This window comes from Streptomyces sp. NPDC007983 (genome assembly GCF_042958345.1).
GTDB lineage: Bacteria > Actinomycetota > Actinomycetes > Streptomycetales > Streptomycetaceae > Streptomyces.
The window spans coordinates 38,663-60,922 of record NZ_JBIBJI010000019.1; the positions used below are offsets into that span (position 1 = coordinate 38,663).

Consider the following 22,260-nt stretch of genomic DNA (forward strand, 5'->3'; position numbering starts at 1 on the left):
CCGAGAAACGCCCCCGTCGGGATCTCCTCGGTGGGGGCGTCCGCGTCCTACTCGCCCCGGCGCTGATCGCGCCCTACAGCTCCTCGGGGGCCTCCGCGGCGCGCCGGGCGCGCAGCTCCTTGATCGCGCGGCGGCGGGCCAGCCGGTGGGTGCGGCGGATCTCGGCCTCCTGATACCGCCGCTTGTCGCGCTCGGTCTCCGGTATGACCGGGGGTACGGGCCGGGGCTTGCCGTCGGCGTCGACCGCGGCGAAGACCAGATAGGCGCTGCCGACCTGGGTGGCGGGGGTGGATTCGTTCCAGCGCTCGGCCAGCACCCGCACCCCGACCTCCATCGAGGACCGTCCGGTCCAGTTGACCTGGGCCTTCACATGGACGAGATCGCCGACGCGGACCGGCTCCAGGAAGGCCATCTCGTCCATCGACGCGGTGACCGCGGGGCCCTCGGAGTGCCGCCCCGCGACCGCCCCTGCGGCGTCGTCGACGAGCTTCATGATCACGCCGCCGTGGACGGTGCCGAGGAGGTTGGTGTCGTTGCCGGTCATGATGTGCGACAGCGTGGTGCGGGAGGCGGACGTGGGCTTGCCCGGAAGGTCCGTATCCACGTCGTGGGCCTGTTTGGTCATGCCGTCCACCATATGCGGACCGGATTCTTATCAGCTCTGCAACAGCCATGCCGCGATACGGCACCCGCCCTGTAAGACAGCAGGTCCGACCAGGCACACTGCCATGCATGAGCGAATGGCCCCAGGGTTGGACCGGTGACCGCAACGACCGGTACGGACGCGGCAGCGGTAGCCCCCAGCCAGAGGGGGCCCGCTCCATGCCGCAAGTACGGCGGGCGGCGCCGGGCGGCGGCGGGCAGCAGCCCGCCGAGCCGCCGCTGCCCCCGGAGCTGTCGCCGCGGGGGAGCGTGCCGCGGCCCTCACCGAGCTATGACGAGTACGGCGGCCACGGTGGCGACGGTTACAACACGGGCCAGGTGTACGGCGGCGGCCGCGGCCCCGGCGGGCCGGGCGGTCCCGGCCGTCCCGGCGGCGGCGCACGGAGGGGCGGACCGGTGAACTGGCGGCGTCGGATAACCATCGGCCTGGTCACCCTGGTCGTGCTGCTGCTCGCGGTCGGTATCGGCACCTACTTCTGGGCCGACGGCAAGCTCAAGCGCGAGGTCGACCTCAGCAAGGTGGAGGACCGGCCGACCGGCGGCAAGGGCACCAATTACCTGATCGTCGGTTCGGACAGCCGTGAGGGCATGTCCGCGGAGGACAAGAAGAAGCTGCACACCGGCTCCGCCGAGGGCCGCCGCACCGACTCCATGATCCTGCTCCACGTCGGTGATAACGGGAACACCATGGTCAGCCTCCCGCGTGACTCCTGGGTCACCATCCCGGCCTTCACCGGCTCGTCGAGCGGCAACCGGATCCCGGCGAGCCAGAACAAGCTGAACGCCTCCTACTCCTCGGAAGGCCCGCAGCTGCTCACCCGGACCATCGAGTACAACACCGGTCTGAAGATCGACCACTACGCGGAGATCGGCTTCGACGGCTTCGCCAAGATCGTCGACGGGGTCGGCGGGGTCGACATCAACATCCCCCAGGACATGAACGACAAGTTCTCCGGGGCCGACTTCAAGAAGGGCGAGCAGACGCTCAACGGCCAGCAGGCGCTCGCCTTCGTCCGCCAGCGCCACGGCCTGGCCGGAGGTGACCTGGACCGCACCAAGAACCAGCAGCGGTTCCTGGCGGCGCTCGCCAACAAGGCGGCGACGCCGAGCACGGTCATGAACCCCTTCAAGCTCTACCCGATGATGGGCGCCGGCCTGGACAGCCTGATCGTCGACAAGGACATGAGCCTGTGGGACCTGAAGGACATGTTCTTCGCGATGAAGAGCGTCTCCAACGGCGACGGCAAGCAGATGAACATGCCCGTCTCCAACCCCGGTCTCGCCACCCCCAAGGGCAGCGCCGTCCAGTGGGACATGCCCAAGGTCAAGCAGCTGGTGGGCGAGCTGAAGAACGACGAGAAGGTCACGGTCTCCAGTAACTGACCGCGACGCCGACGCACGACGACCGCCGCCTGGCCCGAGCGCCCGGCGGCGGTCGTCTGTTAGGTTCGTCCCGCGCTACGGATTGAAACGGTTCAATCACCCCGGGAAGGAACCGCACCACGATGACGTACCGCCCCGCCCCCGACCGCAGACGACTGCTCCGCGGCCTCACCCTCGCCGCCGCGGCGGCCGCCACGTCCGCCGCCGCACCGGCCGCCCTCGCCGCGCCCGCCACCGACGCCACGGGCCGCCGCCGATGGACCCGGATCGCCCACGACGACTTCCGCCACGGCACCCGCCAGTGGACCGCCGAGCTGGAGAGCGGCGGGACGGTGCGCGCCCTGCACGGAGTGCTCGACGTCGACGTACCGGGCGGCGCGACGGTCTGGTTCACCCGCGAGCTGACCGGCCCGTACGTCATCGAGTACACGGCCACGCCGGTCGCGGCGGGCGGCCCCAACGACCATGTGACCGACCTCAACGCGTTCTGGAACGCCCGGGACGTCCGCTCCCCCGGTGACCTCTTCGCCACGACACGCAGCGGCACCTTCGCCGATTACGACCTGCTGAAGACGTACTACGTCGGCTACGGCGCCAACCTCAACACCACCACCCGCATGCGGCGCTACGTCGGCGAGCCGGGCAACCGCCCCCTGCTGTTCGACCTCACCGAGCCGCTGCTCACCCCGAACGCCCCGTGCCGCGTCCGCCTGGTGTCCGCCGGGCGGACCGTCCAGTACTGGAGCAACGGCGCGCTGCTCTGCGACTACCGGGACCCGGAGCCCTACACCAGCGGCTGGTTCGGCTTCCGCACCGTCGCCAGCCACTTCCGCCTGGCGGACTTCTCGGTCTGGCGGCCGCACCGCTGACCGGCGGACGGCCGGACATGCCGAGGGCGGGGGCGCCGCGCACGACGCCCCCGCCCTCGGTCCCGGGCCCTACGGCAGGTTGCGCGCCATGACGACGCGCTGGACCTGGTTGGTGCCCTCGTAGATCTGGGTGATCTTGGCGTCGCGCATCATGCGCTCGACCGGGTAGTCGCGGGTGTAGCCGTAGCCGCCGAGGAGCTGGACGGCGTCCGTGGTGACCTCCATCGCCACGTCCGAGGCGAAGCACTTGGCGGCGGCGCCCTGGTAGGTGAGGTCGGCGTCGCCGCGCTCGGAGGCGGCGGCCGCCTGGTAGGTCAGGGCGCGCGCGGCCGAGATCTTCATGGCCATGTCGGCGAGCATGAACTGGATGCCCTGGAAGTCGGCGATCGCCTTGCCGAACTGCTTGCGCTCCTGGACGTAGCCCTTGGCGTAGTCGAGGGCGCCCTGGGCGATGCCGAGGGCCTGGGCGGCGATGGTGATGCGGGTGTGGTCGAGGGTCTTCATGGCGGTGGCGAAGCCGGTGCCCTCGGCGCCGATCATGCGGTCGGCGGGGATGCGCACGTTGTCGAGGTAGACCTCGCGCGTCGGGGAGCCCTTGATGCCGAGCTTCTTCTCCGGGGCGCCGAAGGAGACGCCCTCGTCGGACTTCTCCACGACGAAGGCGGAGATGCCCTTGGACCGCTTCTCGGGATCGGTGACGGCCATCACCGTGTAGTAGTCGGAGACCCCGGCGTTGGTGATCCAGCGCTTGACGCCGTTGAGGACGAAAGAGTCGCCGTCGCGCACCGCCTTGGTCTTCATACCGGCCGCGTCCGAGCCCGCGTCGGGCTCGGAGAGACAGTACGAGAACATCGCGTCGCCCTTGGCGAGCGGGCCCAGGTACCGCTTCTTCAGCTCCTCGGAGCCGGAGAGGATGACGGGCAGCGAGCCCAGCTTGTTGACCGCGGGGATCAGGGAGGAGGAGGCGCACACCCGGGCGACCTCCTCGATGACGATCACGGTCGCGAGCGCGTCGGCGCCGGCGCCGCCGTACGACTCGGGGACGTGCACCGCGTGCAGATCATTGGCGACCAGGGAGTCCAGCGCTTCCTGCGGGAAGCGGCCTTCCTCGTCGACCTCGGCCGCGAAGGGGGCTATTTTCGCCTCGGCGAGTGAGCGGACCGAATCGCGGAGCATGTCGTGCTCCTCGGACGGCCGGTACAGGTCGAAGTCTGCGTTTCCCGAGGACGCCAAGGTCTTCTCACTCCCCTATGATGCTAACTACCGTTAAGTAACTGAATTCTAGGGCCGCCGCCCCGGCCCGTATACGTGAGTTACCCGACAGCGGGCCGCTGAGCCCTGCCGGGGGTGCCGACTATGCTCAGGCAGCGCATCTGAGACCGACGCTTCTGGAGCACCACATGGCCCTCAAGATCACCGTGATCGGCACCGGCTACCTGGGCGCGACCCACGCCGCGGCCATGGCCGAGCTGGGCTTCGAGGTGCTGGGGCTGGACATCGTGCCCGAGAAGATCGCGATGCTCTCGGAGGGCCGGGTGCCCATGTACGAACCGGGGCTGGAAGATCTGCTGAAGCGGCATGTGGCGGGCGTCCCGGGGGCGACCGGCCGGCTGCGCTTCACCAGCTCCTACGAGGAGGCCGGGCAGTTCGGCGACGTCCACTTCATCTGCGTGAACACCCCGCAGAAGCACGGTGAGTACGCGTGTGACATGCGCCACGTCGACAACGCCGTGGAGTCGCTCGCCCCGCATCTGCACCGCCCGGTGCTGGTCGTCGGCAAGTCCACCGTCCCGGTCGGCAGCGCGGACCGGCTCGCGGCGCGGCTCGCCGAGCTGGCCCCGGCCGGTGCGGACGCCGAACTGGCGTGGAACCCGGAGTTCCTGCGGGAGGGCTTCGCCGTCGAGGACACGCTGCACCCGGACCGGATCGTGGTCGGGGTCACCAGCGACCGGTCGGAGAAGGTGCTGCGGGAGGTGTACGCCACGCCGATCACGGAGGGGTCGCCGTTCGTGGTGACCGACTTCCCGACCGCCGAGCTGGTGAAGACCTCGGCGAACTCCTTCCTCGCCACGAAGATCTCGTTCATCAACGCCATGGCCGAGGTCTGCGAGGCGGCGGGCGGCGATGTGGTCAAGCTCGCCGAGGCCATCGGCTACGACGAGCGGATCGGCAAGAAATTCCTGCGGGCCGGGATCGGCTTCGGCGGCGGCTGCCTGCCCAAGGACATCCGCGCCTTCATGGCCCGCGCCGGTGAACTCGGCGCGGACCAGGCCCTGACCTTCCTCCGCGAGGTCGACTCGATCAACATGCGGCGCCGCGGCCACATGGTCGAGCTGGCCCGCGACGCGGTCGGCGGCAGCTTCCTCGGCAAGCGGGTGGCGGTGCTGGGCGCCACGTTCAAGCCGGACTCCGACGACGTACGGGACTCCCCCGCGCTCAACGTGGCCGGGCAGATACAGCTCCAGGGCGCCCAGGTGACCGTCTTCGACCCCAAGGGCATGGACAACGCCCGCGCCCTCTTCCCGACCCTCGCCTACGCCCCGAGCGCGCCGGAGGCGGCCCGGGGCGCCCACGCGGTGCTGCACCTGACCGAGTGGCGCGAGTTCCGCGAGCTGGACCCGGTGGGGCTGGGCGAGATGGTCGCCGAGCGCCGCATCCTCGACGGCCGCAACGCCCTGGACCCCGACTACTGGCGCGATGCCGGCTGGACGTACCGCGCCCTGGGCCGCCCCATGGCGTAGTCCGCCTTTCCCTCCCCTCTTACCGGCCCCGTCCTCCTCGCGGTTTCCACCGCCTGGGGACGGGGCCGAGCACATACGGCTGTTCACCTTCACAGGCCCTGCACGCGGTGCGGTATTCCTCCACGCGGCGCGATGCGAGGTGTCGTTGCCTATGACCCGATCTCACAGTTGGGGTCCGCCCGGAAAAGAGGTCGGCAATCAGCGCTTAACTGACGCGTAGTGCAGGCGAATCCCCGCTCCTGTCCACTGATGGCTCTTCACTGAACGGACCATGCCAGGAAGGGGCCCCATGCCCTTCTTCACCAGGGCGGTCTGGCCCGGGGATCATCGTGACGAGATCGTGGCGGGCGCGCTCGTCGGCGCCGTCGTGGTCGTCCTGGGCTACGCCTCGGGCGTCGGCGGCACTCGCGCCGCCGACGCCGGAGCAGCCGTCACCCCACCCGCACCGCCCACCGCCGGCGCACCGCCCAGCCCCGGCCCGCCCGAAGACTCCCCCACACCGTCCGCCGAACCTCCCGCCGCGCCCGCGCCCGGTGCCCAGGACCCCGGCGCCGGCGATCCCGCCGCCCTGCCGCCGTCCGTCCCACTGCCGGTGGACGACGGCGGCGGCCACGCCCAGGGGACGCCGGGAGACGGCGGAGCGGACCACGGCGCCGGGAACGGCCCCCCGGAACCGCCGGGCTCCGCCCCCTCACCGTCCCCCTCCGCTCCTGACGACGGCCGGCCGGGGGACGACGAACCGTGTACCGACGGATCGGTCCACCTCGTCGAACCCCTGCTGAAGCAGGTCACCGCGCCCGTGTTCGGCGTCCTCGACCTGCTCTCCGGGCAGGGTGCCGAGGCACCGTCGGAGGCACCGGCGACACCGTCCGAGGCACCGTCCGGTCCATCGGCCGGGAAACCAGCTGAGAAACCGGCCGGTCAACTGGCCGATCCCCTGGGCGGGTGCCGCCTTCCCGAGCCGTCGGCCACCTCATCCTCGTCCTCGTCCTCGCCGGGGACATCATGAGCGCGCGCCGCGGTGTTCCCGCGGTCCTGCTGGCGCTCCTGGCAGTGCTGCTGTGCGCGCCCACCGCCTCCGCCCACACCGAGCTGCGCGACTCCAGCCCCCAGGACGGAGCCCAGCTCCGAGAACCGCCCCGCCGCGTGACCCTCACGTTCACCGCGCCGGTGGAGCCGGACGAGGTACGGGTCACGGTGGGTCGCGTCCGGCTGCCGGTGAGCCGGCCCGCCGATGGTCGTAAGGACAGCGTCACCGCGCGCCTCCGCAAGCAGCCCGAGGCCCGGCACGGCCGGTTGACCCTGACCTGGCGGGTGATCGACGAACAGGACGGGCACGCCAGCTCGGGACGGATCGGCCTCCGGGTTCCCGCCGGTTCGGACACGGACAAGGGCGGGGCCGCCGAACGCGGCCACCAAGCGGCGCCCGCGCCCACCGGGCCCTCCGCCGCCGTGCACCGCGGCCTGGTCACCGCCCGCTGGGCCGGCTACCTCTCCCTTGCCCTGTTCGTGGGCGGGCTGGCGTTCGTCGCGCTGCTGTGGCCGCGTGGCGCGGCCGACCGGCGGGCCAGAGCCCTGTTGGCCGCGTCCTGGCTGTGCGGGCTGCTGTCGTCCGTCGCCGCGTGGGGGCTCCAGGGGGCGTACGCCGCGATGGGCGGGCTCGGCGACGTGCTCACCTCCGCCTCGTACCGGGACATCCTCGACACCGACGTCGGCATCGTCCTGGCCACCCGCGGGCTGCTGTGGGTGCTGGCCGCGGTCGTCCTCGCCGCCGTTCTGCAGGGCGGCGACCGGGCCGCCCGCTCACCCGGCTGGCGAGTCGGCGCGGCGGCCGTCGCCCTCGGCCTGCTGCGTACGGCGGGCATGTCCGGCCACAGCTCCGAGGGCGCCGCCCCGGGCTGGGGAGCCACCGCCGACCTGGTGCATCTGCTCGGCGTCTCCCTGTGGATCGGTGGGCTGGCCATGCTCGCGGTGGCCGTACTGCCGCGCCGCCGCCCCGAGGAGCTGGCCGCGGTCGTGCCCGGCTACTCGACGCTGGCGGCGGTGAGCGTGACCGCCATCGCCGCCGCCGGGCTGGTGCTCGCCTGGCAGGTGGTGGGCTCCTTCGGCGCGCTGCTGCACACCGCGTACGGACAGCTGCTGCTGCTCAAGGTGGCGGTCCTCCTCGCCACGCTGCTGGTCGCCCAGAGCAGCCGGCTGTGGGTGCGCAACCGCCTCGACATCGCCGTGCTGCTGCGCGGCGACGCCGCCTCCGTGCGGCCCTTCGGCTACTCGGTGGCCGCGGAGACGGGGCTCGTCCTCGTCGTACTCGCGGTGACGAGTCTGCTGGTCACGTCCGATCCCGGCCGCTGAACCGGCATCTGTTCCCCCCATTCCCCCGACAATCCAAGGGAGTTCGCAAGACCATGAGCGACAACGACACCGCACAAACGGTACGGGAGCCGGGCCGGCGCCCCCGCTCCCGATTCGGCAACCGGGCCCTGCTGGCGGGCGGGCTGGCCGCGGCCGGTTCCGCCGTGCTGTGCCTGGGGCTGATCCAGTCGGCGGCCTCCGGAACGACCGCAGCCCCGGCCCCCGCGGCCGCCCAGCAGGCGGCGCAGCCGGTCGCCGCCCAGCAGCCGGCCGCGGCGGCCGACTACAAGGTCGACATCAAGGACATGAAGTTCGGCTCCGCGAAGCTGACGGTGCACGTCGGTGACACGGTGCAGTGGACCAACTCGGACGAGGCCCCTCATACGGTCACCACCACCAAGGGTCCGAAGAAGTTCGACTCCGGGACGCTCAACAAGGGCGACTCCTGGTCGTACACCTTCACCACACCCGGCACCTACGAGTACTACTGCGCCGTGCACCCGGACATGACCGCCTCGATCACGGTCCTGGCGGACGACGGCGGCTCGGACGGCGGCGGTACGTCCGGCGGCGGCACCTCCGGCGGCGGCACGTCCGGCGGCGGCACCGGCGACGGCGGCACGTCCGGCGGCGGCACCGGCGGCGGTACCTCCGGCGGCGGCACCGGCGGGACAGGCGGAGGCCACTCCGGGGGCACCGGCGGCGGTCACAACGGCGGCACCTCGGGCGGCGGCACCTCCGGCGGCGGCACCAGCGGCGGGGACTCCTCCGGCAGCGGGTCCGGCGGCGACGGGTCCGGCGGCGACGGCAGCGAGTGCGCCGACGTCCGGAAGGTCCTGATGCCCATCCTCCACCACCTGAAGTCGGCCCATCTGGAGCGCTCCCCGGGCGAGCAGGTACAGGACGCCCTGGAGCTCGACCAGTACATCAAGACCCACACCGTGTGGGTGGAGAGCATCCTCGACCCGGCCGTCGAGGACGGCGGCGCGACCGTCGACAAGACGCTGTCCGTCATCCTCCAGCACGTCAAGGTCGCTCACCTGGAGGAGTCTCCCGGCCAGCAGATACAGGACGCGCTCAACCTCGACAGCTACGTGAAGATGCACACCGTCTGGGCCGAGCACCTGCTCCAGCCCACCGAGGACTACCTCACCGGCAGCTGCTGACGGACGGCGGGCCGGCCGAGTCGCAGTCGGCCGGCCCGCCGCCATTCGCACCCTAGCCCCTCGCTTCCCCTGGAGACCGGGATGACCACCGAAACCCTGCCTCTCTCCCCCGCGCCACCGCCCGAGACCGGCCCGGACTGGCTGCCGCGACCGGGCACGTACGCCGTCGCACCGGGCCGCGGCATCGTCGAACTCACCGCACGGCTCGGCCCCTTCGCCACGCTCCGCGGGCGGCTGGCCCTGACCGGTGCCGCCCTGACCGTCAACGCCGATCCGGCCGCCTGTGCCATGCGCCTGGAGATGACCAGCGGCTCGCTGCGCACCGGCAGGCCGTTCGGCGACAGGCGGCTGCGCGGCCGCCACGGGCTGTACGCCGAGCGGCACACGCATCTCGTCTTCCGCTCCGATGCCGTCGAGCCCGCCGACGACGGGCGACGCCTGCACGTTTTCGGTGATCTCGAGGTGCGCGGTGTACCGCTCGCCACGACCCTGCGGCTGCGCGTGGCGCGGCGCGCCGAGGACCGGCTGCTCGTCATCGGTGCCGCCGAGGTCCCGTACCGGCCGCTGCGCCGGGCTACCGGCTTCACCCTCCCGCGCACCGCGCCCGCGGGCCGTCTGCGGCTGCTCGTCGCCGCGGAGTTCGTATGAACGGGTCACGGGCGGTACGGGCCGTCCTCGCCGCGGGCCTGCTCGCGCTCGGGCTGGTGCCGCTGACCGCGGGCGAGGCGTCGGCCGCCACGCACCGGGTCGTCATGAAGGGCTACGCGTTCGGACCGCGCACCCTCACCATCACCGCCGGGGACACGGTCACCTGGGTCAACCAGGACACCGCCCCGCACGATGTGAAGACCACCTCGGGCCCGGCCGCGATCCACTCCCCCATGCTCGACAAGGGCCAGACCTGGAGCTTCACGTTCACCGCGGCCGGAAGCTACGGCTATCTGTGCACGGTGCACCCGGGTATGACCGGGAGCCTGGTGGTCAAGCCCGCCGCCCCGGCCACCACGGCCGCGCCGACGCACGCCCACGGCGGCACCCCTCCGTCGACGGCCCCGGCGGCGCCCCGTACGAGCGCGGCGGCACGGACCAGCGCCCCGGCGACAGGATCGTCGGCGAAGAGTCCCAGCCCTGCCGCGTCCTCGGGGAGCCCCACGGCGAGCACCTCCGCCGCCGCGGGGGCACCGTCGGCCGCCGCCCCGAGCGCGCCTCCGAACGCCGCCCCGCCGCCGCAGGCCACAGTGTCCACCCAAGCGGCGCGGTCCCTGGACCCGCTGCTCGCCCTGGCCGGGGCGGTCGCCGGGGTGTCCGTGCTGTGTCTGCTGCTGGTCGGCTCGCGCACCGCGGCCGCCCGCGCGGTGGACGGTGGGGAAACTTCGGCCGGCTCCTGAGCGCACGCGGCGCTGCCCGGCTCCCTTGTTTGGCGGGTCCCGGTCCGGTCAACCCGGTCCGGGACCCGAGGAGGAGCCATGGCCATCGCCAAGCTGACCGTCACCGTCGTCGACTGCCCCGACCCCACCGCGCTCGCCCGCTTCTACCAGCAGGTGCTGGGCGGGGAGCTCAAGCACGAGGGCGAGAAGTGGGTCGATCTCTTCCTCCCCGGCGAGGCCAGGCTGGCCTTCCAGGAGGCGCCCGGTTTCGTCCCGCCGAGCTGGCCGTCGGCGAAGGAATCGCAGCAGTTGCACCTCGATCTGCGGGTGACCGACATGGCGGAGGCGCAGGAGCGGGTGCTGGCGCTGGGGGCGCGGCCTCTGGACCTCGACGACGACGGCGGCAAGCGGGACTTCCGCGTCTTCGCCGACCCGGCGGGGCATCCCTTCTGCCTGATCCACCCCTGAGACCTCCCGCTCCCACCGTCAGGGCGGCCGGTGGGAGCGGAGAGAGGGTTCAGCGGAGAGGGGGCTCAGCGGCGCGGGCGGCGGCCCTTCTCCTGCTTCGGGGGCTTCTGGTCGGCGCCCGGGAGGGTGGGCTTGGGGAGGTTCTCGACCTCCTCCTTGGCCTTCTCCAGCTGCTCCGCCGTGTCGTCCGGCAGCTTCGGCGGCCGCGGCGCGGCGTGGCCGAAGCCGAAGGCCGAGGTGAGGTCGCCGAACGTACGGCGGCGCCACTCGCTGATGTTGGGCTCCTTGACCCCCGTCAGCCGCTCCAGGAACTGGAGCACCGAGGTGTGGTCGAACGCCTCGCCCGCGGCCCAGCCGCCCACCGTCCACGGCGAGACGATGAGGCAGGGCACCCGGAAGCCGCCGCCGATGGGGAGGCCGCCCACGAACTCGTCCACGGTTCCGGCCTTCGGGGTAGGCGGCGGTACGTGGTCGAACAGGCCGTCGTTCTCGTCGTAGTTGAGGATGAAGACCGTCTTGCGCCATACCTCGGGGTTGGACGCGATGGCCTCGATCTTGGAGGCCACGTAGTCGGCGCCGGCCGCCGGAAGGTAGTCCGGGTGCTCGGAGACCTCGGCGGTCGGGATGATCCAGGAGACGGTCGGCAGCCGGTCGTTGCGGGCGTCCTCCTCGAACGTCCCGGCGGGGCTGTGCACCATGCCGCGGTCGTACAGCGGGTCGCCCGGCCGCGCGTCCTGGAACTGCTGGAACTCCTCCAGCAGGTTGCAGCCGTAGTTGTCCTCCTCCTGGTAGACCTTCCAGCTGACGCCCGCCTTCTGCAGGCGCTCGGCGTAGGTCGTCCAGCGGTACGGCTTGGGCGCCTTGTTCTCCAGGACCGGGCCGCCCTTCACTCCGGCCGGGTCGATGGTGCCCGTCATCCAGTACAGCCGGTTGGGCCAGGTGGGGCCGAAGACCGAGCAGAAGTAGTTGTCGCAGACGGTGAACGCCTCGGCCAGCGCGAACTGGAACGGGATGTCCTCACGGGTGTGGTAGCCCATGACGTACGGCCCGTTCTCGCCGTCGGCCTTGCGGTGGGCCGGGAGCCACTTGTCCATGCGGCCGCTGTTCCACGCTTCGTGCTGCACCGACCAGGCGTGGCTGGTGGACGGGATCGCCTGGGCGCTCGTGGAGTGGGTGTCCAGGCGGAACGGGAGCAGATAGCCGTCCGGGTTGACCTCGTCCGGCTGGTGGAAGACCGACTTGCCGGTGGAGAGGGTCAGGGCGTCCGGGTCGGCGAACCCGCGCACTCCCTTGAGGGTGCCGAAGTAGTGGTCGAACGAGCGGTTTTCCTGCATCAGCAGGACGACGTGCTCGATGTCGTCGAGCGAGCCGCCCTTCGGCGGCCCGGCGGCTATCGCCTGCTGCACGCTCGGCGGCAGGAGCGTCATGGCCGCGCCCGCGCCGAGCGAACCGGCGGCGGTACCAAGGAGTCTACGGCGGGTGAAGTCGGGCATAACGCCTCTTTCCCGTGTTTGCGCATGAGCGATCGTCAGACCGCTGACGACTCTCTCGCCATGCCGGCGACGGGGAAGAGACGCATTACGTGAACGATGCATCAACACATCGCAAAGCCACCAAGCCCTGGTAAAGGGGCCATTGGGGTGGTGCCCGGAGGTCAGGCGTCCGGGGCGCCGTCCAGCTGGTCGATGGTCGCGATGGACGGCCCCCGGACCGCGCGCAGCCCGCGCGCCACGTCCTCGGCGCCGCGCAGCACCCGGACGGCGTTGTGCCAGGTCAGCTTGGCGAGTTCGGCCTCGGACCAGTGGCGGTCCAGGAGTTCCGCGATGAGGTTCGGATAGCCCGCGACGTCGTCCAGGCCGGACGGGGTGAAGGCGGTGCCGTCGAAGTCGCCGCCGATGCCGATGTGGTCGACGCCCGCCACCTCGCGCATATGGTCGAGGTGGTCGGCGACGGTGGCCGCGGTTGCCATCGGGCGCGGACGGGCCTCCTCGAAGGCGCGCTGCACCTTCTTCGCGGCCTCCGTCAGCTCCAGCGGATGCAGCCCGTGCGCGCGCATGTTCTCGTCCGCCGCCTTCGTCCACTCGACCGCCTCCGGCAGCACGAACTTCGGCACGAACGTGGCCATCGCCACCCCGCCGTTGGCGGCCAGCGCCGCCAGGACGTCGTCCGGGATGTTGCGCGGATGGTCGCAGACGGCGCGGGCGGAGGAGTGCGAGAAGACCACCGGCGCCTCGCTCACCCGGAGCGCGTCGCGCATCGTGTCGGCCGACACGTGGGACAGGTCGACGAGCATGCCGAGCCGGTTCATCTCGCGGACGACCTCCTCGCCGAAGCGGGTCAGGCCGTGCGCCCTCGGCTCGTCCGTCGCCGAGTCCGCCCACGGGATGTTGTCGTTGTGGGTGAGCGTCATATAGCGCACCCCGAGGTCGTACAGGGCGCGGAGGGTGGCCAGTGAGCAGTTGATGCTGTGGCCGCCCTCGGCGCCCATGAGCGACGCGATCCGGCCCTCGGCGCGGGCCGCCTCCATGTCGTCCGCCGTGAGCGACAGCCGGAGGTCATCGGGGTAGCGCTCGGTCAAACGGCGTACGACGTCGATCTGTTCGAGGGTCGCGCTGACGGCCGTGTCGCCGGTGAAGTCCGAGCGTACGAACACCGACCAGAACTGGGCGCCGACGCCGCCCTCGCGGAGGCGGGGGATGTCGGTGTGGGTGCGCTTGCTCTGATCGACGGCGATGTCGAGGCGGTCGAGGTCGTAGCGGACCTGCTCGCGCAGGGCCCAGGGGAGGTCGTTGTGGCCGTCCACGACGGGGTGGGTGGCCAGCAGGTCACGGGCGTGCGCGAGGTGATCGGTCATCCGGGCATTTTCGTACGGGTGGTCGGCGAAGTCACGCGTGCGGGGCGCCTGCGGCGGGCCCTCCCCCACCCCGCCCCTTCCCGAACCGGGGGCAAGCCCCCGTCCCCCCGCTTGGGGGCTCCGCCCCCACACCCCCGCCAGGGCTCCGCCCCTGGACCCCGCTCCTCAAACGCCGCCCCCAGGCCGGGGAGCAGCCCCGGGGCCCGGCGGCCCGACCCCGGCACGGGAAGGGCCAGGGGCGGGGCCGGGACTAAATCCACCCCGCCCGGCCCACGGCGGGCCCGGGGCCCCACCCCTCAGGCCGCGGTGGGCGCCCAGCCAGAGGGGCAGGCCCAGGAGCCCGGAGGGCGCCCCCCGGTTCGGAAAAGAGGCGGGGTGAAGACCGCACGCCAGCCACAGGCCCCCGGACCATAGGACTGGTCGGGAGCCCGGGGGCGCCCCCAGGTTCGGGAAGGGGCGAGTCGGGGACAAAATCCGCCCCCGGTGGGGCCGGGGCCCCACCCTCAGGCCGAGCTAGGCGCCCAGCCAGAGCGCAGCCCCGGGGGCCGGGGGCTTGCCCCCGGTTCGGGAAGGGGCGGGGTGGGGAACAACAACCGGCCGCGGGCCCCAACTCACAAGGCTGGTGGGCCGGCGAGGGGCGGGCGGGCTTCATCCACCCCACCGGGGCCCGCTCAGTGGTGGCCGAAGCCGAACGACGGCGCGCCGTCCACCTTGGCGCGGAGGCGCTTGCCCTTTTCCGTGGCCTGTTCGTTCAGCTCGTCCTGGAACTCCCGCATGCGGCCCTGCAGCTCCGCGTCGTGGGCGGCGAGGATGCGCGCGGCGAGGAGGCCCGCGTTGCGGGCGCCGCCGATGGAGACCGTGGCGACGGGGACGCCCGCGGGCATCTGGACGATGGAGAGGAGCGAGTCCATGCCGTCCAGGTACTTCAGCGGCACCGGCACCCCGATCACCGGCAGCGGGGTGACCGAGGCGAGCATGCCCGGGAGGTGGGCCGCGCCGCCGGCGCCCGCGATGATGACCTTCAGGCCCCGCTGCGCGGCGCTCTCGCCGTACGCGACCATCTCGCGCGGCATCCGGTGCGCGGAGACGACGTCCACCTCGTACGGGATCTCGAACTCGTCGAGGGCCTTGGCCGCTTCTTCCATGACCGGCCAGTCGGAGTCGGAGCCCATGACGATGCCGATCGCGGGCACAGGAGCGCTCATTCGGTGATGGTCCCTCGGAGGTAGTCGGCGGCGTGGCGGCCGCGCTCGCGGACGTCGGCCAGGTCGTCGCCGTAGGTGTTGACGTGGCCGACCTTGCGGCCGGGCTTCACGCCCTTGCCGTACATGTGGATCTTCAGCGCGGGGTCCCGGGCCATGCAGTGGAGGTACGCCGCGTACATGTCGGGGTAGTCGCCGCCGAGGACGTTGGTCATGACGGTCCAGGGCGCCCGGGTGCGCGGGTCGCCGAGCGGCAGGTCGAGCACCGCGCGCACATGGTTGGCGAACTGGGAGGTGACGGCGCCGTCCTGGGTCCAGTGGCCGGAGTTGTGGGGGCGCATCGCCAGTTCGTTGACGAGGATCCGGCCGTCGCGGGTCTCGAACAGCTCGACCGCGAGATGGCCGACCACGCCCAGCTCCGCCGCGATCTTCAGCGCCAGCTCCTGCGCCTGCGCGGACAGGGCCTCGGAGAGATCGGGGGCGGGGGCGATGACGGTGTCGCAGACGCCGTTCACCTGTATGGACTCCACGACGGGGTACGCGACGGCCTGGCCGTGCGGGGAGCGCACGACGTTGGCGGCCAGCTCGCGCGCGAAGTCCACCAGCTCCTCGGCGAGGACGGGGACCCCGGCCCGGAACGGGTCGGCGGCGTCCTCCGTACTGCGGACGACCCACACGCCCTTGCCGTCGTAGCCGCCGCGCACCGTCTTGAGGACGACCGGGAAGCCGTCACCCTCCTCGGCGAACCGCGCGACGTCCTCCGGGTCCGTCACGATGCGGTGGCGCGGGCACGGCACTCCGGCCGCGCGCAGCCGCTCCCGCATCACGCCCTTGTCCTGCGCGTGCAGCAGGGCCTCGACGCCGGGGCGGATGACGACACCGTCCGCCTCCAGTGCCCGCAGATGCTCGGCCGGGACGTGTTCGTGGTCGAACGTGACCACATCACAGCCTTGTGCGAACGCACGAAGCGTTTCCAGGTCGCGATAGTCGCCGATGACGACATCGCTGACCACTTGGGCCGCCGAGTCCTGGGGAGTGTCGCTGAGCAGCTTGAACCTGATGCCGAGGGGGATACCCGCCTCGTGGGTCATGCGGGCGAGCTGGCCGCCGCCGACCATGCCGACTACCGGAAATGTCACCTTGCAAGGGTAACTTCTCGCCACGACCGCCCCCGACCTGCACTTGGATGATCCTCCACATATTCCTACCGGACTCTTGTCCGCGGCCTCCGGGCGAGTGTCCCCGCCGCTGGTTAGCATGGGGAGATGTTGTCGAAGCGGACGAAACGGGGCTGAGCGATCACCATGAGTGAACGACGCATGCTCGGCGGGCTGAGCACCCAGGTGGGGCGGCTCGCCCGGGAGATCGCGAAGTTCGGTGTGGTCGGCGGCGCCGGCGTCTTCGTCAACCTCGCCGTCTTCAACCTGGTCCGCAGCGTCACCGAGCTGCCCGTGGTGCGGGCCAGCATCGTGGCGACGGTGGCCGCGACCTGCTTCAACTACGTGGGCTACCGGTACTTCACCTACCGCGACCGGGACAAGCAGCGGCGCACCAAGGAACTCAGCCTGTTCCTGCTGTTCAGCGCGATCGGCCTGATCATCGAGAACGGTGTGCTCTACACGGCGACGTACGGCTTCGGCTGGGACAGCTCGCTCGCTAGCAACGTGTTCAAGTTCCTCGGCATCGGCATCGGCACCCTCTTCCGCTTCTGGTCCTACCGGACCTGGGTGTTCCGGACGCTGCCCGCGCGGGAGGCGGTGGAGCGCGCGGAGGCGTTCCTGTCGGAGGCGAAGCCCGCCCGGGCCGCCCGCCGCACCACCGAGCAGCCGGTCCGCAAGTAGGTCGGCAAGGAGGTCCGCAAGCAGGTCGGCGACAGCCTCAGGAGGGCCGGACGTCCTCCGCCACGCGGCTCAGGAAGAGCGCGAACACCGGCGGATACGGCTGCAGCAGCTCCAGCCGGCCCCCGTCCGCCTCCGCCAGATCGCGGGCGACCGCGAGGCCGAGCCCGGTGGAGTTCCGTCCGCTGACCGTCCGTTCGAAGACCCGCGCGCCGAGGTCGGGCGGTACGCCCGGGCCCTCGTCGGTGACCTCGACCACCGCCTGGTTGCCGGTGACACGGGTGCGCAGCGCGACCGTACCGTCGCCGTGCATCAGCGAGTTCTCGATGAGCGTCGCGAGCACCTGGGCGACCGCGCCCGGGGTGCCGACCGCCCGCAGCCCCTTCTTGCCGGAGCGCACGATCGCGCGCCCCTCGCTGCGCGAGGCCGGGCGCCACTCCTCGATCTGCTGCTTGACGACCTCGTCCAGGTCGAAGGCGACCGCCGAGCCGCTGCGCGGGTCGCGCGAGTTCGTCAACAGCCGCTGGACGACGTCGGTGAGCCGCTCGACCTGGCCCAGCGCGATCGACGCCTCCTCCTTGACGATCTCCGGGTCGTCGGTGAGCGTGATCTCCTCCAGCCGCATGGACAGCGCGGTCAGCGGCGTCCGCAGCTGGTGCGAGGCGTCCGCCGCCAGCCGCCGCTCGGCGGTGAGCATCCGGGCGATGCGCTCGGCGCTCGCGTCCAGGACGTCGGCGACCCGGTCCAGTTCGGGCACCCCGTAGCGGCGGTGGCGCGGCCGCGGATCGCCGGAGCCCAGCCGCTCGGCCGTCTCGGCGAGGTCGGTGAGCGGCGCGGAGAGCCGGTGCGCCTGCCGTACGGCGAGGAAGACGGCGGCGAGGACCGCGAGCAGCGCCACCGCCAGGATGATCAGCATGGTGCGGCCGATCTCGCGACTCACCGTCGTACGGGACGCCTCGACCCGTACCGTCTCGCCCTGCTCGCCGCGCTCCTCGGAGGAGATGACGCTGCCCTCGGGGCGCTTGCCGATCTCGACGTCCGGGTGGTGCGGGATCGTGATCAGGGCGTAGCGCCCGGGCTCGATCTGTTCGCGCAGCACCTTGTGGGTGACGCCCTCGCCGCCGAGCAGCCTGCTGTCGACGATGCTGACCAGCCGCACCGCGTCCGAGCTGACGCTCTCCTGGGCGCTGTCCTCGATGGTCCGGGTCTCGACGATGACGAGCGAGACGCCGAAGACGGCGATGACGACGAGCACCACGGCGAGCGTGGAGTTGATCAAACGACGGCGCATGGCCCCACCGTGTCAGCCACCGTCAGCTTTTCTCGAACCTGAAGCCGACGCCCCGGACGGTGGCGATGTAGCGGGGGTTGGCGGCGTCGTCCCCGAGCTTCTTGCGCAGCCAGGAGATGTGCATGTCGAGCGTCTTGGTGGAGGACCACCAGGTGGTGTCCCACACCTCGCGCATCAGCTGGTCGCGGGTGACGACCCGGCCCGCGTCCCGCACCAGGACCCGCAGCAGGTCGAATTCCTTCGCGGTGAGCTGCAGCTCCTCGTCGCCCATCCACGCGCGGTGCGACTCGACGTCGATGCGGACGCCGTGGGTGGCGGGCGCCTGGGCCTGGGTCTCGACGGCGCCGCGCCGCAGCAGGGCCCGGACGCGGGCGAGCAGTTCGGCGAGGCGGAAGGGCTTGGTGACGTAGTCGTCGGCACCGGCGTCGAGGCCGACCACGGTGTCCACCTCGTCGGCGCGGGCGGTGAGCACCAGCACCGGGAAGCCGTGGCCCTCGGTGCGCAGCCGGCGGCAGACCTCCAGCCCGTCCATCCCGGGCAGCCCGAGGTCGAGGACGAGCAGATCGACGCCTCCTTGCAGACCGGCGTCGAGCGCGGTGGGTCCGTCCTCCCGCACCTCCACCTCGTACCCCTCACGGCGCAGGGCGCGGGCGAGGGGCTCCGAGATCGATGCGTCATCCTCGGCGAGCAAAACTCGGGTCATGAGGTGATGGTAGTCCGCTTGAGTTCACGCACGGGGCGCGCACGTGGCGACGCTGGGAGCACGACCGGTTGCGCAGCGATTCCGTGAGCTATGTCTCACCCGAGAGCGTCAAGTGCGTGTCGTATGGTGAAACAACGTCTGTAGCACTCCTCCGGGGCCTTTGGTGGTTCGACGCACCGAAGGTCTCTGTCATGTCCGGTCCGGGCATCGGGAGTCAGCGGAACGGACGGAGCCGGCAACGACCTAACCGAGCCTCGAAAAGGGATGGCCGCCCGGCGCTCAGCCACCCCCACGGGCGCTTCTACGCGTGTCGACGCGCGGCAGTGCACCCCTGAGTTCTGTAAGGAACCCCCACATGGCGTCCAGTATGTCGAAGGGCGCGACCGCGCAGGAGACCCCTGCCAGCGGTGGCAAGACCTTCTTCGGCCACCCGCGCGGCCTCGCCACGCTCTTCATGATCGAAATGTGGGAGCGCTTCAGCTTCTACGGCATGAGAGCGCTCCTCGTCGTCTATCTGATCTCCGGCGGCCCGGACGCCAAGGACGGCGGTCAGGGCGGCGGCCTCGGAATGACCGAGGGCAACGCGGTGGCCATCTACTCGGTCTACCTGGCCATGGTCTATCTGCTGGCCATGCCGGGCGGCTGGGTCGGCGACCGGGTCTGGGGGCCGCGCAAGACCGTCGTGGTGGCCTCCGGGATCGTGATGGCCGGGCACCTGGCGCTCGCCGTCCCCGGTGAGCCGACCTTCTTCCTCGGCCTCCTGCTGGTGGCGCTCGGCTCCGGGCTGATCAAGGCGAACATCTCCACGATGGTCGGTCAGCTCTACGACGGACCGCAGGACCCGCGCCGCGACGGCGGCTTCACCATCTTCTACATCGGCATCAACCTCGGCGCGTTCGCCGCCCCGCTGGTGATCGGCACCGTCGGCCAGTCGTACAACTGGCACCTGGGCTTCGCGCTCGCGGCACTCGGCATGGCGCTGGGCCTGGTCCAGTTCCTGATCGGCACCCGCCACTTGAGCCCCGCGAGCAGCACCGTGCCGACGCCGCTGGCGGCCGAGGAGCGCCGGTCCTGGCTGCGCAAGGGCCTGATCTGGCTGGCCGTCGCCGCCGTCTTCTACACCGGCGTGGTGCTCAGCGGCAGCTGGACGATCAACTGGGCGCTGGTCCCGATCACCCTGCTCGGCCTCATCATCCCGATCGGGGTGCTGGTGCGGATCAAGCGCGACCGGGAGCTGTCGGCGGTCGAGCAGACCAAGGTCAGCGGCTACATCTGGTTCTTCGCGGCCGCCGCCGTGTTCTGGATGATCTTCGACCAGGGCGGTTCGACGATGTCCGCCTTCGCCGAGGTCAAGACCGCGGACACGATCTTCGGGCTGCACTTCCCGTCCTCGTGGTTCCAGTCCGTCAACCCGCTGCTGATCATGGCGATGGCCCCGGTCTTCGCCTGGCTGTGGCTGTGGCTCGCGCGGCGTGACCGGGAGCCGAACACCACGCTGAAGTTCGCCTTCGGTCTGGTCATGATCGGCGCCTCGTTCTTCGTCTTCGTGCTGCCGATGCAGATGGCCTCGGACGGGACGAAGGTCAGCCCCCTGTGGCTGGTGTCGATCTACCTGATCCAGACCACCGGCGAGCTGTGCCTCTCGCCGGTCGGCCTCTCGGTGACCACCAAGATGGCGCCCGCGAAGTACGCCAGCCAGCTGATGGGCGTGTGGTTCCTCGCCGTCACCGCCGGCGACTGCGTCACCGGGCTGCTGTCCATCGCCGGGGTCGACCTGAGCGGTCCGGGCGTCATCGCGCTGGAGGCGACCGCGGCGGTGCTCGCGGGCCTCGCGGTCTTCACGTACCGCAAGAAGGTCGTGGCGCTCATGGCCGACGTGCACTGATACGGCCGACGAGGGCCCGGCCGCTGAACCAGCGACCGGGCCCGTCGCCCTGAGCCCGTCGACGGCCGTCCGCGTCATCTCGCCGAGAACGCAGCGTCGCGGCACCGCCGTTCGCCCCACCACACGGTGTGCGGCGGGGCGGGGCGGGCTCGTTCAGCGGGTGCCGCGCAGCTTGCGCCACGGGGTGAGGGTGAAGATCGCGCCGCCGAGCAGGATCGTCGTACCGGCGATCAGGCCGAGCGCCGTGAGGCCGCCGTGGTCGTTCGAACCGGTCTCGGCCAGGCCGCCGCTGGTGCCGCTGCCCGAGGTGCCGGTGCCGCCGGAGGTGCCGGTGCCGCCGGAGGTGGTGGTGCCGCCTGTGGTGCCGCCGGGCTGGGCCGTGGTGTCCAGCTCGAGCGAGGCGCCGGGGTCCTTGGCGGGGGTGCAGGTGGTGGTCGTACCGAGCGCCTTGACGGTCAGCACGCCCGGGGTGAGCGTCGACTTGCCGCTCGCGCCCGGCTTGTAGGTGCCGGTCAGATCCGGGATCTCGATCGGGGCACCGGACTTGATGGGCTCCTTGTTGGTCGGACCCTGCACCGCGACGGTGCCCTTGTCCGCGCCGCCGACCTTGACCGCCATGGACGGCTTGACCGAGTCCGCGGGGATGTCGGCCGGGCTGTCCATCACGGACTTGCTGAACTTCACGGTCAGGGCGAAGCCGCCGCCGCTCTTCTTGGCGTCGATACGGACCGGGGAGGTCGCGGTCTTGTCGCCGATGGGCGTCTTGCAGGCGTACTCGACCTGCACCTCCTTGCCGGTGTGCGAGTCGCCCCCACCGCCGCCGCCACCGGCGGTGGTGCCGCTGGTGGTGCCGCTGGTGGTGCCGGACGTCGTACCGCTGGTGGTCCCGGACGTCGTACCGCTCGTGGTCCCGGCCGTCGTGCCGGAGGTGGTGCCGCCCGACGTGCTGCCCTCCGTCACCTTGATGGTGGCGGCCGCCTTCACGGTCTCCTTCGCCGTGCACTTGGTGTCGGTCGACAGCGGCTTGCTGACGTTGATGTTGTACGCGCCGGGCGTCAGCGTGACCTCACCGGCCTTCGTCAGCTTCAGCTTGGCCTTCATGTCCGACAGCTTCATCGGGCTGTCCTTGGGGATCGCCGGATTCTCCCGCGGACCCTGCATGGCCAGTTCACCGGTCTGCGCGCCGCCCACCGTGAGCGTGCCGGTGGGCTGCACGGTGTTCTCCTCGATGTCGAGGATGGGCGGGTTCTTGGAGGCGGCCTGGACCGTCTTCCACACCACCTCGACCTCGTCGCCGACCTTGGCCGTCGCCGGGGCCTGGACGTCCACGGTCGTGGTGCCCTCCACCGGGGGCAGCCCGGAGATGGGCGGCGGCAGGCATTCGGTCTCGTACGAGACCTCGGCGCCGTACGCGGTGCTCGCGCCGAGCAGCACGCCCGCACCGCCGAGCAGCAGTGCGACGGCGGCCGCACTCACTC

At 71.5% G+C, this 22,260-nt stretch carries 20 protein-coding genes; 11 read left to right on the plus strand and 9 right to left on the minus strand.

The window, feature by feature from the left end; all coding sequences use genetic code 11:
• Positions 1-73: 73 nt before the first annotated feature.
• Complete coding sequence (locus ACFZCY_RS37275) at positions 74-625, minus strand: hotdog domain-containing protein (protein WP_391183768.1); 552 nt, start codon at positions 623-625, stop codon at positions 74-76.
• 107 nt (positions 626-732) lie between these two features.
• Here ACFZCY_RS37275 and ACFZCY_RS37280 point away from each other — a divergent pair, with 107 nt between their 5' ends.
• Positions 733-2,046, plus strand: coding sequence for an LCP family protein (locus ACFZCY_RS37280; protein ID WP_391183771.1), 1,314 nt, complete (start codon positions 733-735; stop codon positions 2,044-2,046).
• Positions 2,047-2,168: 122 nt separating this feature from the next.
• Positions 2,169-2,915 (plus strand): DUF6250 domain-containing protein, encoded by a 747-nt coding sequence (locus tag ACFZCY_RS37285; protein ID WP_391183774.1) that lies wholly within the window; start codon positions 2,169-2,171, stop codon positions 2,913-2,915.
• A 69-nt stretch (positions 2,916-2,984) separates the two neighbouring features.
• On the opposite strand, the gene ACFZCY_RS37290 is transcribed toward ACFZCY_RS37285, so the two are convergent.
• Positions 2,985-4,148 carry an acyl-CoA dehydrogenase family protein gene (locus ACFZCY_RS37290; RefSeq protein ID WP_391183777.1) on the minus strand — a complete coding sequence of 388 codons (1,164 nt, stop codon included), beginning with the start codon at positions 4,146-4,148 and terminating at the stop codon, positions 2,985-2,987.
• 167 nt (positions 4,149-4,315) lie between these two features.
• Here ACFZCY_RS37290 and ACFZCY_RS37295 point away from each other — a divergent pair, with 167 nt between their 5' ends.
• The 7 genes from ACFZCY_RS37295 to ACFZCY_RS37325 all read left to right on the plus strand — a co-directional run bounded on the left by ACFZCY_RS37295 (position 4,316) and on the right by ACFZCY_RS37325 (position 11,009).
• Positions 4,316-5,656, plus strand: a complete 1,341-nt coding sequence (locus tag ACFZCY_RS37295; protein WP_391183780.1) for a nucleotide sugar dehydrogenase — start codon at positions 4,316-4,318, stop codon at positions 5,654-5,656.
• A 289-nt stretch (positions 5,657-5,945) separates the two neighbouring features.
• On the plus strand, positions 5,946-6,665 hold the full coding sequence (locus tag ACFZCY_RS37300; protein WP_391183783.1) for a hypothetical protein: 720 nt from the start codon (positions 5,946-5,948) through the stop codon (positions 6,663-6,665).
• Positions 6,602-8,008 (plus strand): CopD family protein, encoded by a 1,407-nt coding sequence (locus tag ACFZCY_RS37305; protein ID WP_391183786.1) that lies wholly within the window; start codon positions 6,602-6,604, stop codon positions 8,006-8,008. Before ACFZCY_RS37300 ends, ACFZCY_RS37305 begins: the two co-directional genes overlap by 64 nt.
• Positions 8,009-8,061: 53 nt before the next feature.
• A complete protein-coding gene (locus ACFZCY_RS37310) occupies positions 8,062-9,174 on the plus strand; it encodes a plastocyanin/azurin family copper-binding protein (RefSeq protein ID WP_391183788.1) in 1,113 nt (370 codons plus the stop codon).
• 81 nt (positions 9,175-9,255) lie between these two features.
• Complete coding sequence (locus ACFZCY_RS37315) at positions 9,256-9,822, plus strand: YceI family protein (RefSeq protein WP_391183791.1); 567 nt, start codon at positions 9,256-9,258, stop codon at positions 9,820-9,822.
• Positions 9,819-10,562, plus strand: coding sequence for a plastocyanin/azurin family copper-binding protein (locus ACFZCY_RS37320; RefSeq protein WP_391183794.1), 744 nt, complete (start codon positions 9,819-9,821; stop codon positions 10,560-10,562). Before ACFZCY_RS37315 ends, ACFZCY_RS37320 begins: the two co-directional genes overlap by 4 nt.
• Positions 10,563-10,640: 78 nt before the next feature.
• On the plus strand, positions 10,641-11,009 hold the full coding sequence (locus ACFZCY_RS37325) for a VOC family protein (RefSeq protein ID WP_391183797.1): 369 nt from the start codon (positions 10,641-10,643) through the stop codon (positions 11,007-11,009).
• Positions 11,010-11,074: 65 nt separating this feature from the next.
• On the opposite strand, the gene ACFZCY_RS37330 is transcribed toward ACFZCY_RS37325, so the two are convergent.
• From ACFZCY_RS37330 to ACFZCY_RS37345, 4 genes are all read right to left on the minus strand, one after another.
• Complete coding sequence (locus tag ACFZCY_RS37330) at positions 11,075-12,502, minus strand: alkaline phosphatase family protein (protein WP_391183800.1); 1,428 nt, start codon at positions 12,500-12,502, stop codon at positions 11,075-11,077.
• Positions 12,503-12,663: 161 nt separating this feature from the next.
• Positions 12,664-13,863: a membrane dipeptidase gene (locus ACFZCY_RS37335; RefSeq protein WP_391183802.1), complete on the minus strand. Its 1,200-nt coding sequence runs from the start codon at positions 13,861-13,863 to the stop codon at positions 12,664-12,666.
• Positions 13,864-14,534: 671 nt separating this feature from the next.
• On the minus strand, positions 14,535-15,068 hold the full coding sequence (gene purE, locus ACFZCY_RS37340; RefSeq protein WP_391183806.1) for a 5-(carboxyamino)imidazole ribonucleotide mutase: 534 nt from the start codon (positions 15,066-15,068) through the stop codon (positions 14,535-14,537).
• The gene (locus tag ACFZCY_RS37345) at positions 15,065-16,204 is read right to left on the minus strand and encodes a 5-(carboxyamino)imidazole ribonucleotide synthase (RefSeq protein ID WP_391183809.1); all 1,140 of its coding nucleotides are present in this window, start codon (positions 16,202-16,204) and stop codon (positions 15,065-15,067) included. The genes purE and ACFZCY_RS37345 overlap by 4 nt, the downstream gene beginning before the upstream one ends.
• 165 nt (positions 16,205-16,369) lie before the next feature.
• Between ACFZCY_RS37345 and ACFZCY_RS37350 the strand changes: the two genes are divergently transcribed.
• Positions 16,370-16,906 (plus strand): GtrA family protein, encoded by a 537-nt coding sequence (locus ACFZCY_RS37350; RefSeq protein WP_391183811.1) that lies wholly within the window; start codon positions 16,370-16,372, stop codon positions 16,904-16,906.
• Positions 16,907-16,943: 37 nt separating this feature from the next.
• Here the strand turns inward: ACFZCY_RS37350 and ACFZCY_RS37355 are convergent, their stop codons facing one another.
• Together ACFZCY_RS37355 and ACFZCY_RS37360 are read right to left on the minus strand one after the other, a co-directional pair.
• The gene (locus ACFZCY_RS37355; RefSeq protein WP_391183815.1) at positions 16,944-18,194 is read right to left on the minus strand and encodes an ATP-binding protein; all 1,251 of its coding nucleotides are present in this window, start codon (positions 18,192-18,194) and stop codon (positions 16,944-16,946) included.
• A gap of 22 nt (positions 18,195-18,216) precedes the next feature.
• The gene (locus ACFZCY_RS37360) at positions 18,217-18,897 is read right to left on the minus strand and encodes a response regulator transcription factor (protein WP_123101300.1); all 681 of its coding nucleotides are present in this window, start codon (positions 18,895-18,897) and stop codon (positions 18,217-18,219) included.
• Positions 18,898-19,252: 355 nt separating this feature from the next.
• Between ACFZCY_RS37360 and ACFZCY_RS37365 the strand changes: the two genes are divergently transcribed.
• Positions 19,253-20,782: an oligopeptide:H+ symporter gene (locus ACFZCY_RS37365; RefSeq protein WP_391183820.1), complete on the plus strand. Its 1,530-nt coding sequence runs from the start codon at positions 19,253-19,255 to the stop codon at positions 20,780-20,782.
• A gap of 153 nt (positions 20,783-20,935) precedes the next feature.
• On the opposite strand, the gene ACFZCY_RS37370 is transcribed toward ACFZCY_RS37365, so the two are convergent.
• The gene (locus ACFZCY_RS37370) at positions 20,936-22,258 is read right to left on the minus strand and encodes a hypothetical protein (protein ID WP_391183823.1); all 1,323 of its coding nucleotides are present in this window, start codon (positions 22,256-22,258) and stop codon (positions 20,936-20,938) included.
• Between the last annotated feature and the right edge of the window lie 2 nt (positions 22,259-22,260).

Excerpts from the sequence above, each read along its gene's own strand:
- ACFZCY_RS37275 (WP_391183768.1), bottom strand. The coding sequence starts at position 625 with ATGACCAAACAGGCCCACGACGTGGATACGGACCTTCCGGGCAAGCCC.
- ACFZCY_RS37280 (WP_391183771.1), top strand. The coding sequence starts at position 733 with ATGAGCGAATGGCCCCAGGGTTGGACCGGTGACCGCAACGACCGGTAC.
- ACFZCY_RS37285 (WP_391183774.1), top strand. The coding sequence starts at position 2,169 with ATGACGTACCGCCCCGCCCCCGACCGCAGACGACTGCTCCGCGGCCTC.
- ACFZCY_RS37295 (WP_391183780.1), top strand. The coding sequence starts at position 4,316 with ATGGCCCTCAAGATCACCGTGATCGGCACCGGCTACCTGGGCGCGACC.
- ACFZCY_RS37300 (WP_391183783.1), top strand. The coding sequence starts at position 5,946 with ATGCCCTTCTTCACCAGGGCGGTCTGGCCCGGGGATCATCGTGACGAG.
- ACFZCY_RS37310 (WP_391183788.1), top strand. The coding sequence starts at position 8,062 with ATGAGCGACAACGACACCGCACAAACGGTACGGGAGCCGGGCCGGCGC.
- ACFZCY_RS37315 (WP_391183791.1), top strand. The coding sequence starts at position 9,256 with ATGACCACCGAAACCCTGCCTCTCTCCCCCGCGCCACCGCCCGAGACC.
- ACFZCY_RS37320 (WP_391183794.1), top strand. The coding sequence starts at position 9,819 with ATGAACGGGTCACGGGCGGTACGGGCCGTCCTCGCCGCGGGCCTGCTC.
- ACFZCY_RS37325 (WP_391183797.1), top strand. The coding sequence starts at position 10,641 with ATGGCCATCGCCAAGCTGACCGTCACCGTCGTCGACTGCCCCGACCCC.
- ACFZCY_RS37330 (WP_391183800.1), bottom strand. The coding sequence starts at position 12,502 with ATGCCCGACTTCACCCGCCGTAGACTCCTTGGTACCGCCGCCGGTTCG.
- ACFZCY_RS37335 (WP_391183802.1), bottom strand. The coding sequence starts at position 13,863 with ATGACCGATCACCTCGCGCACGCCCGTGACCTGCTGGCCACCCACCCC.
- purE (WP_391183806.1), bottom strand. The coding sequence starts at position 15,068 with ATGAGCGCTCCTGTGCCCGCGATCGGCATCGTCATGGGCTCCGACTCC.
- ACFZCY_RS37350 (WP_391183811.1), top strand. The coding sequence starts at position 16,370 with ATGAGTGAACGACGCATGCTCGGCGGGCTGAGCACCCAGGTGGGGCGG.
- ACFZCY_RS37355 (WP_391183815.1), bottom strand. The coding sequence starts at position 18,194 with ATGCGCCGTCGTTTGATCAACTCCACGCTCGCCGTGGTGCTCGTCGTC.
- ACFZCY_RS37360 (WP_123101300.1), bottom strand. The coding sequence starts at position 18,897 with ATGACCCGAGTTTTGCTCGCCGAGGATGACGCATCGATCTCGGAGCCC.
- ACFZCY_RS37365 (WP_391183820.1), top strand. The coding sequence starts at position 19,253 with ATGGCGTCCAGTATGTCGAAGGGCGCGACCGCGCAGGAGACCCCTGCC.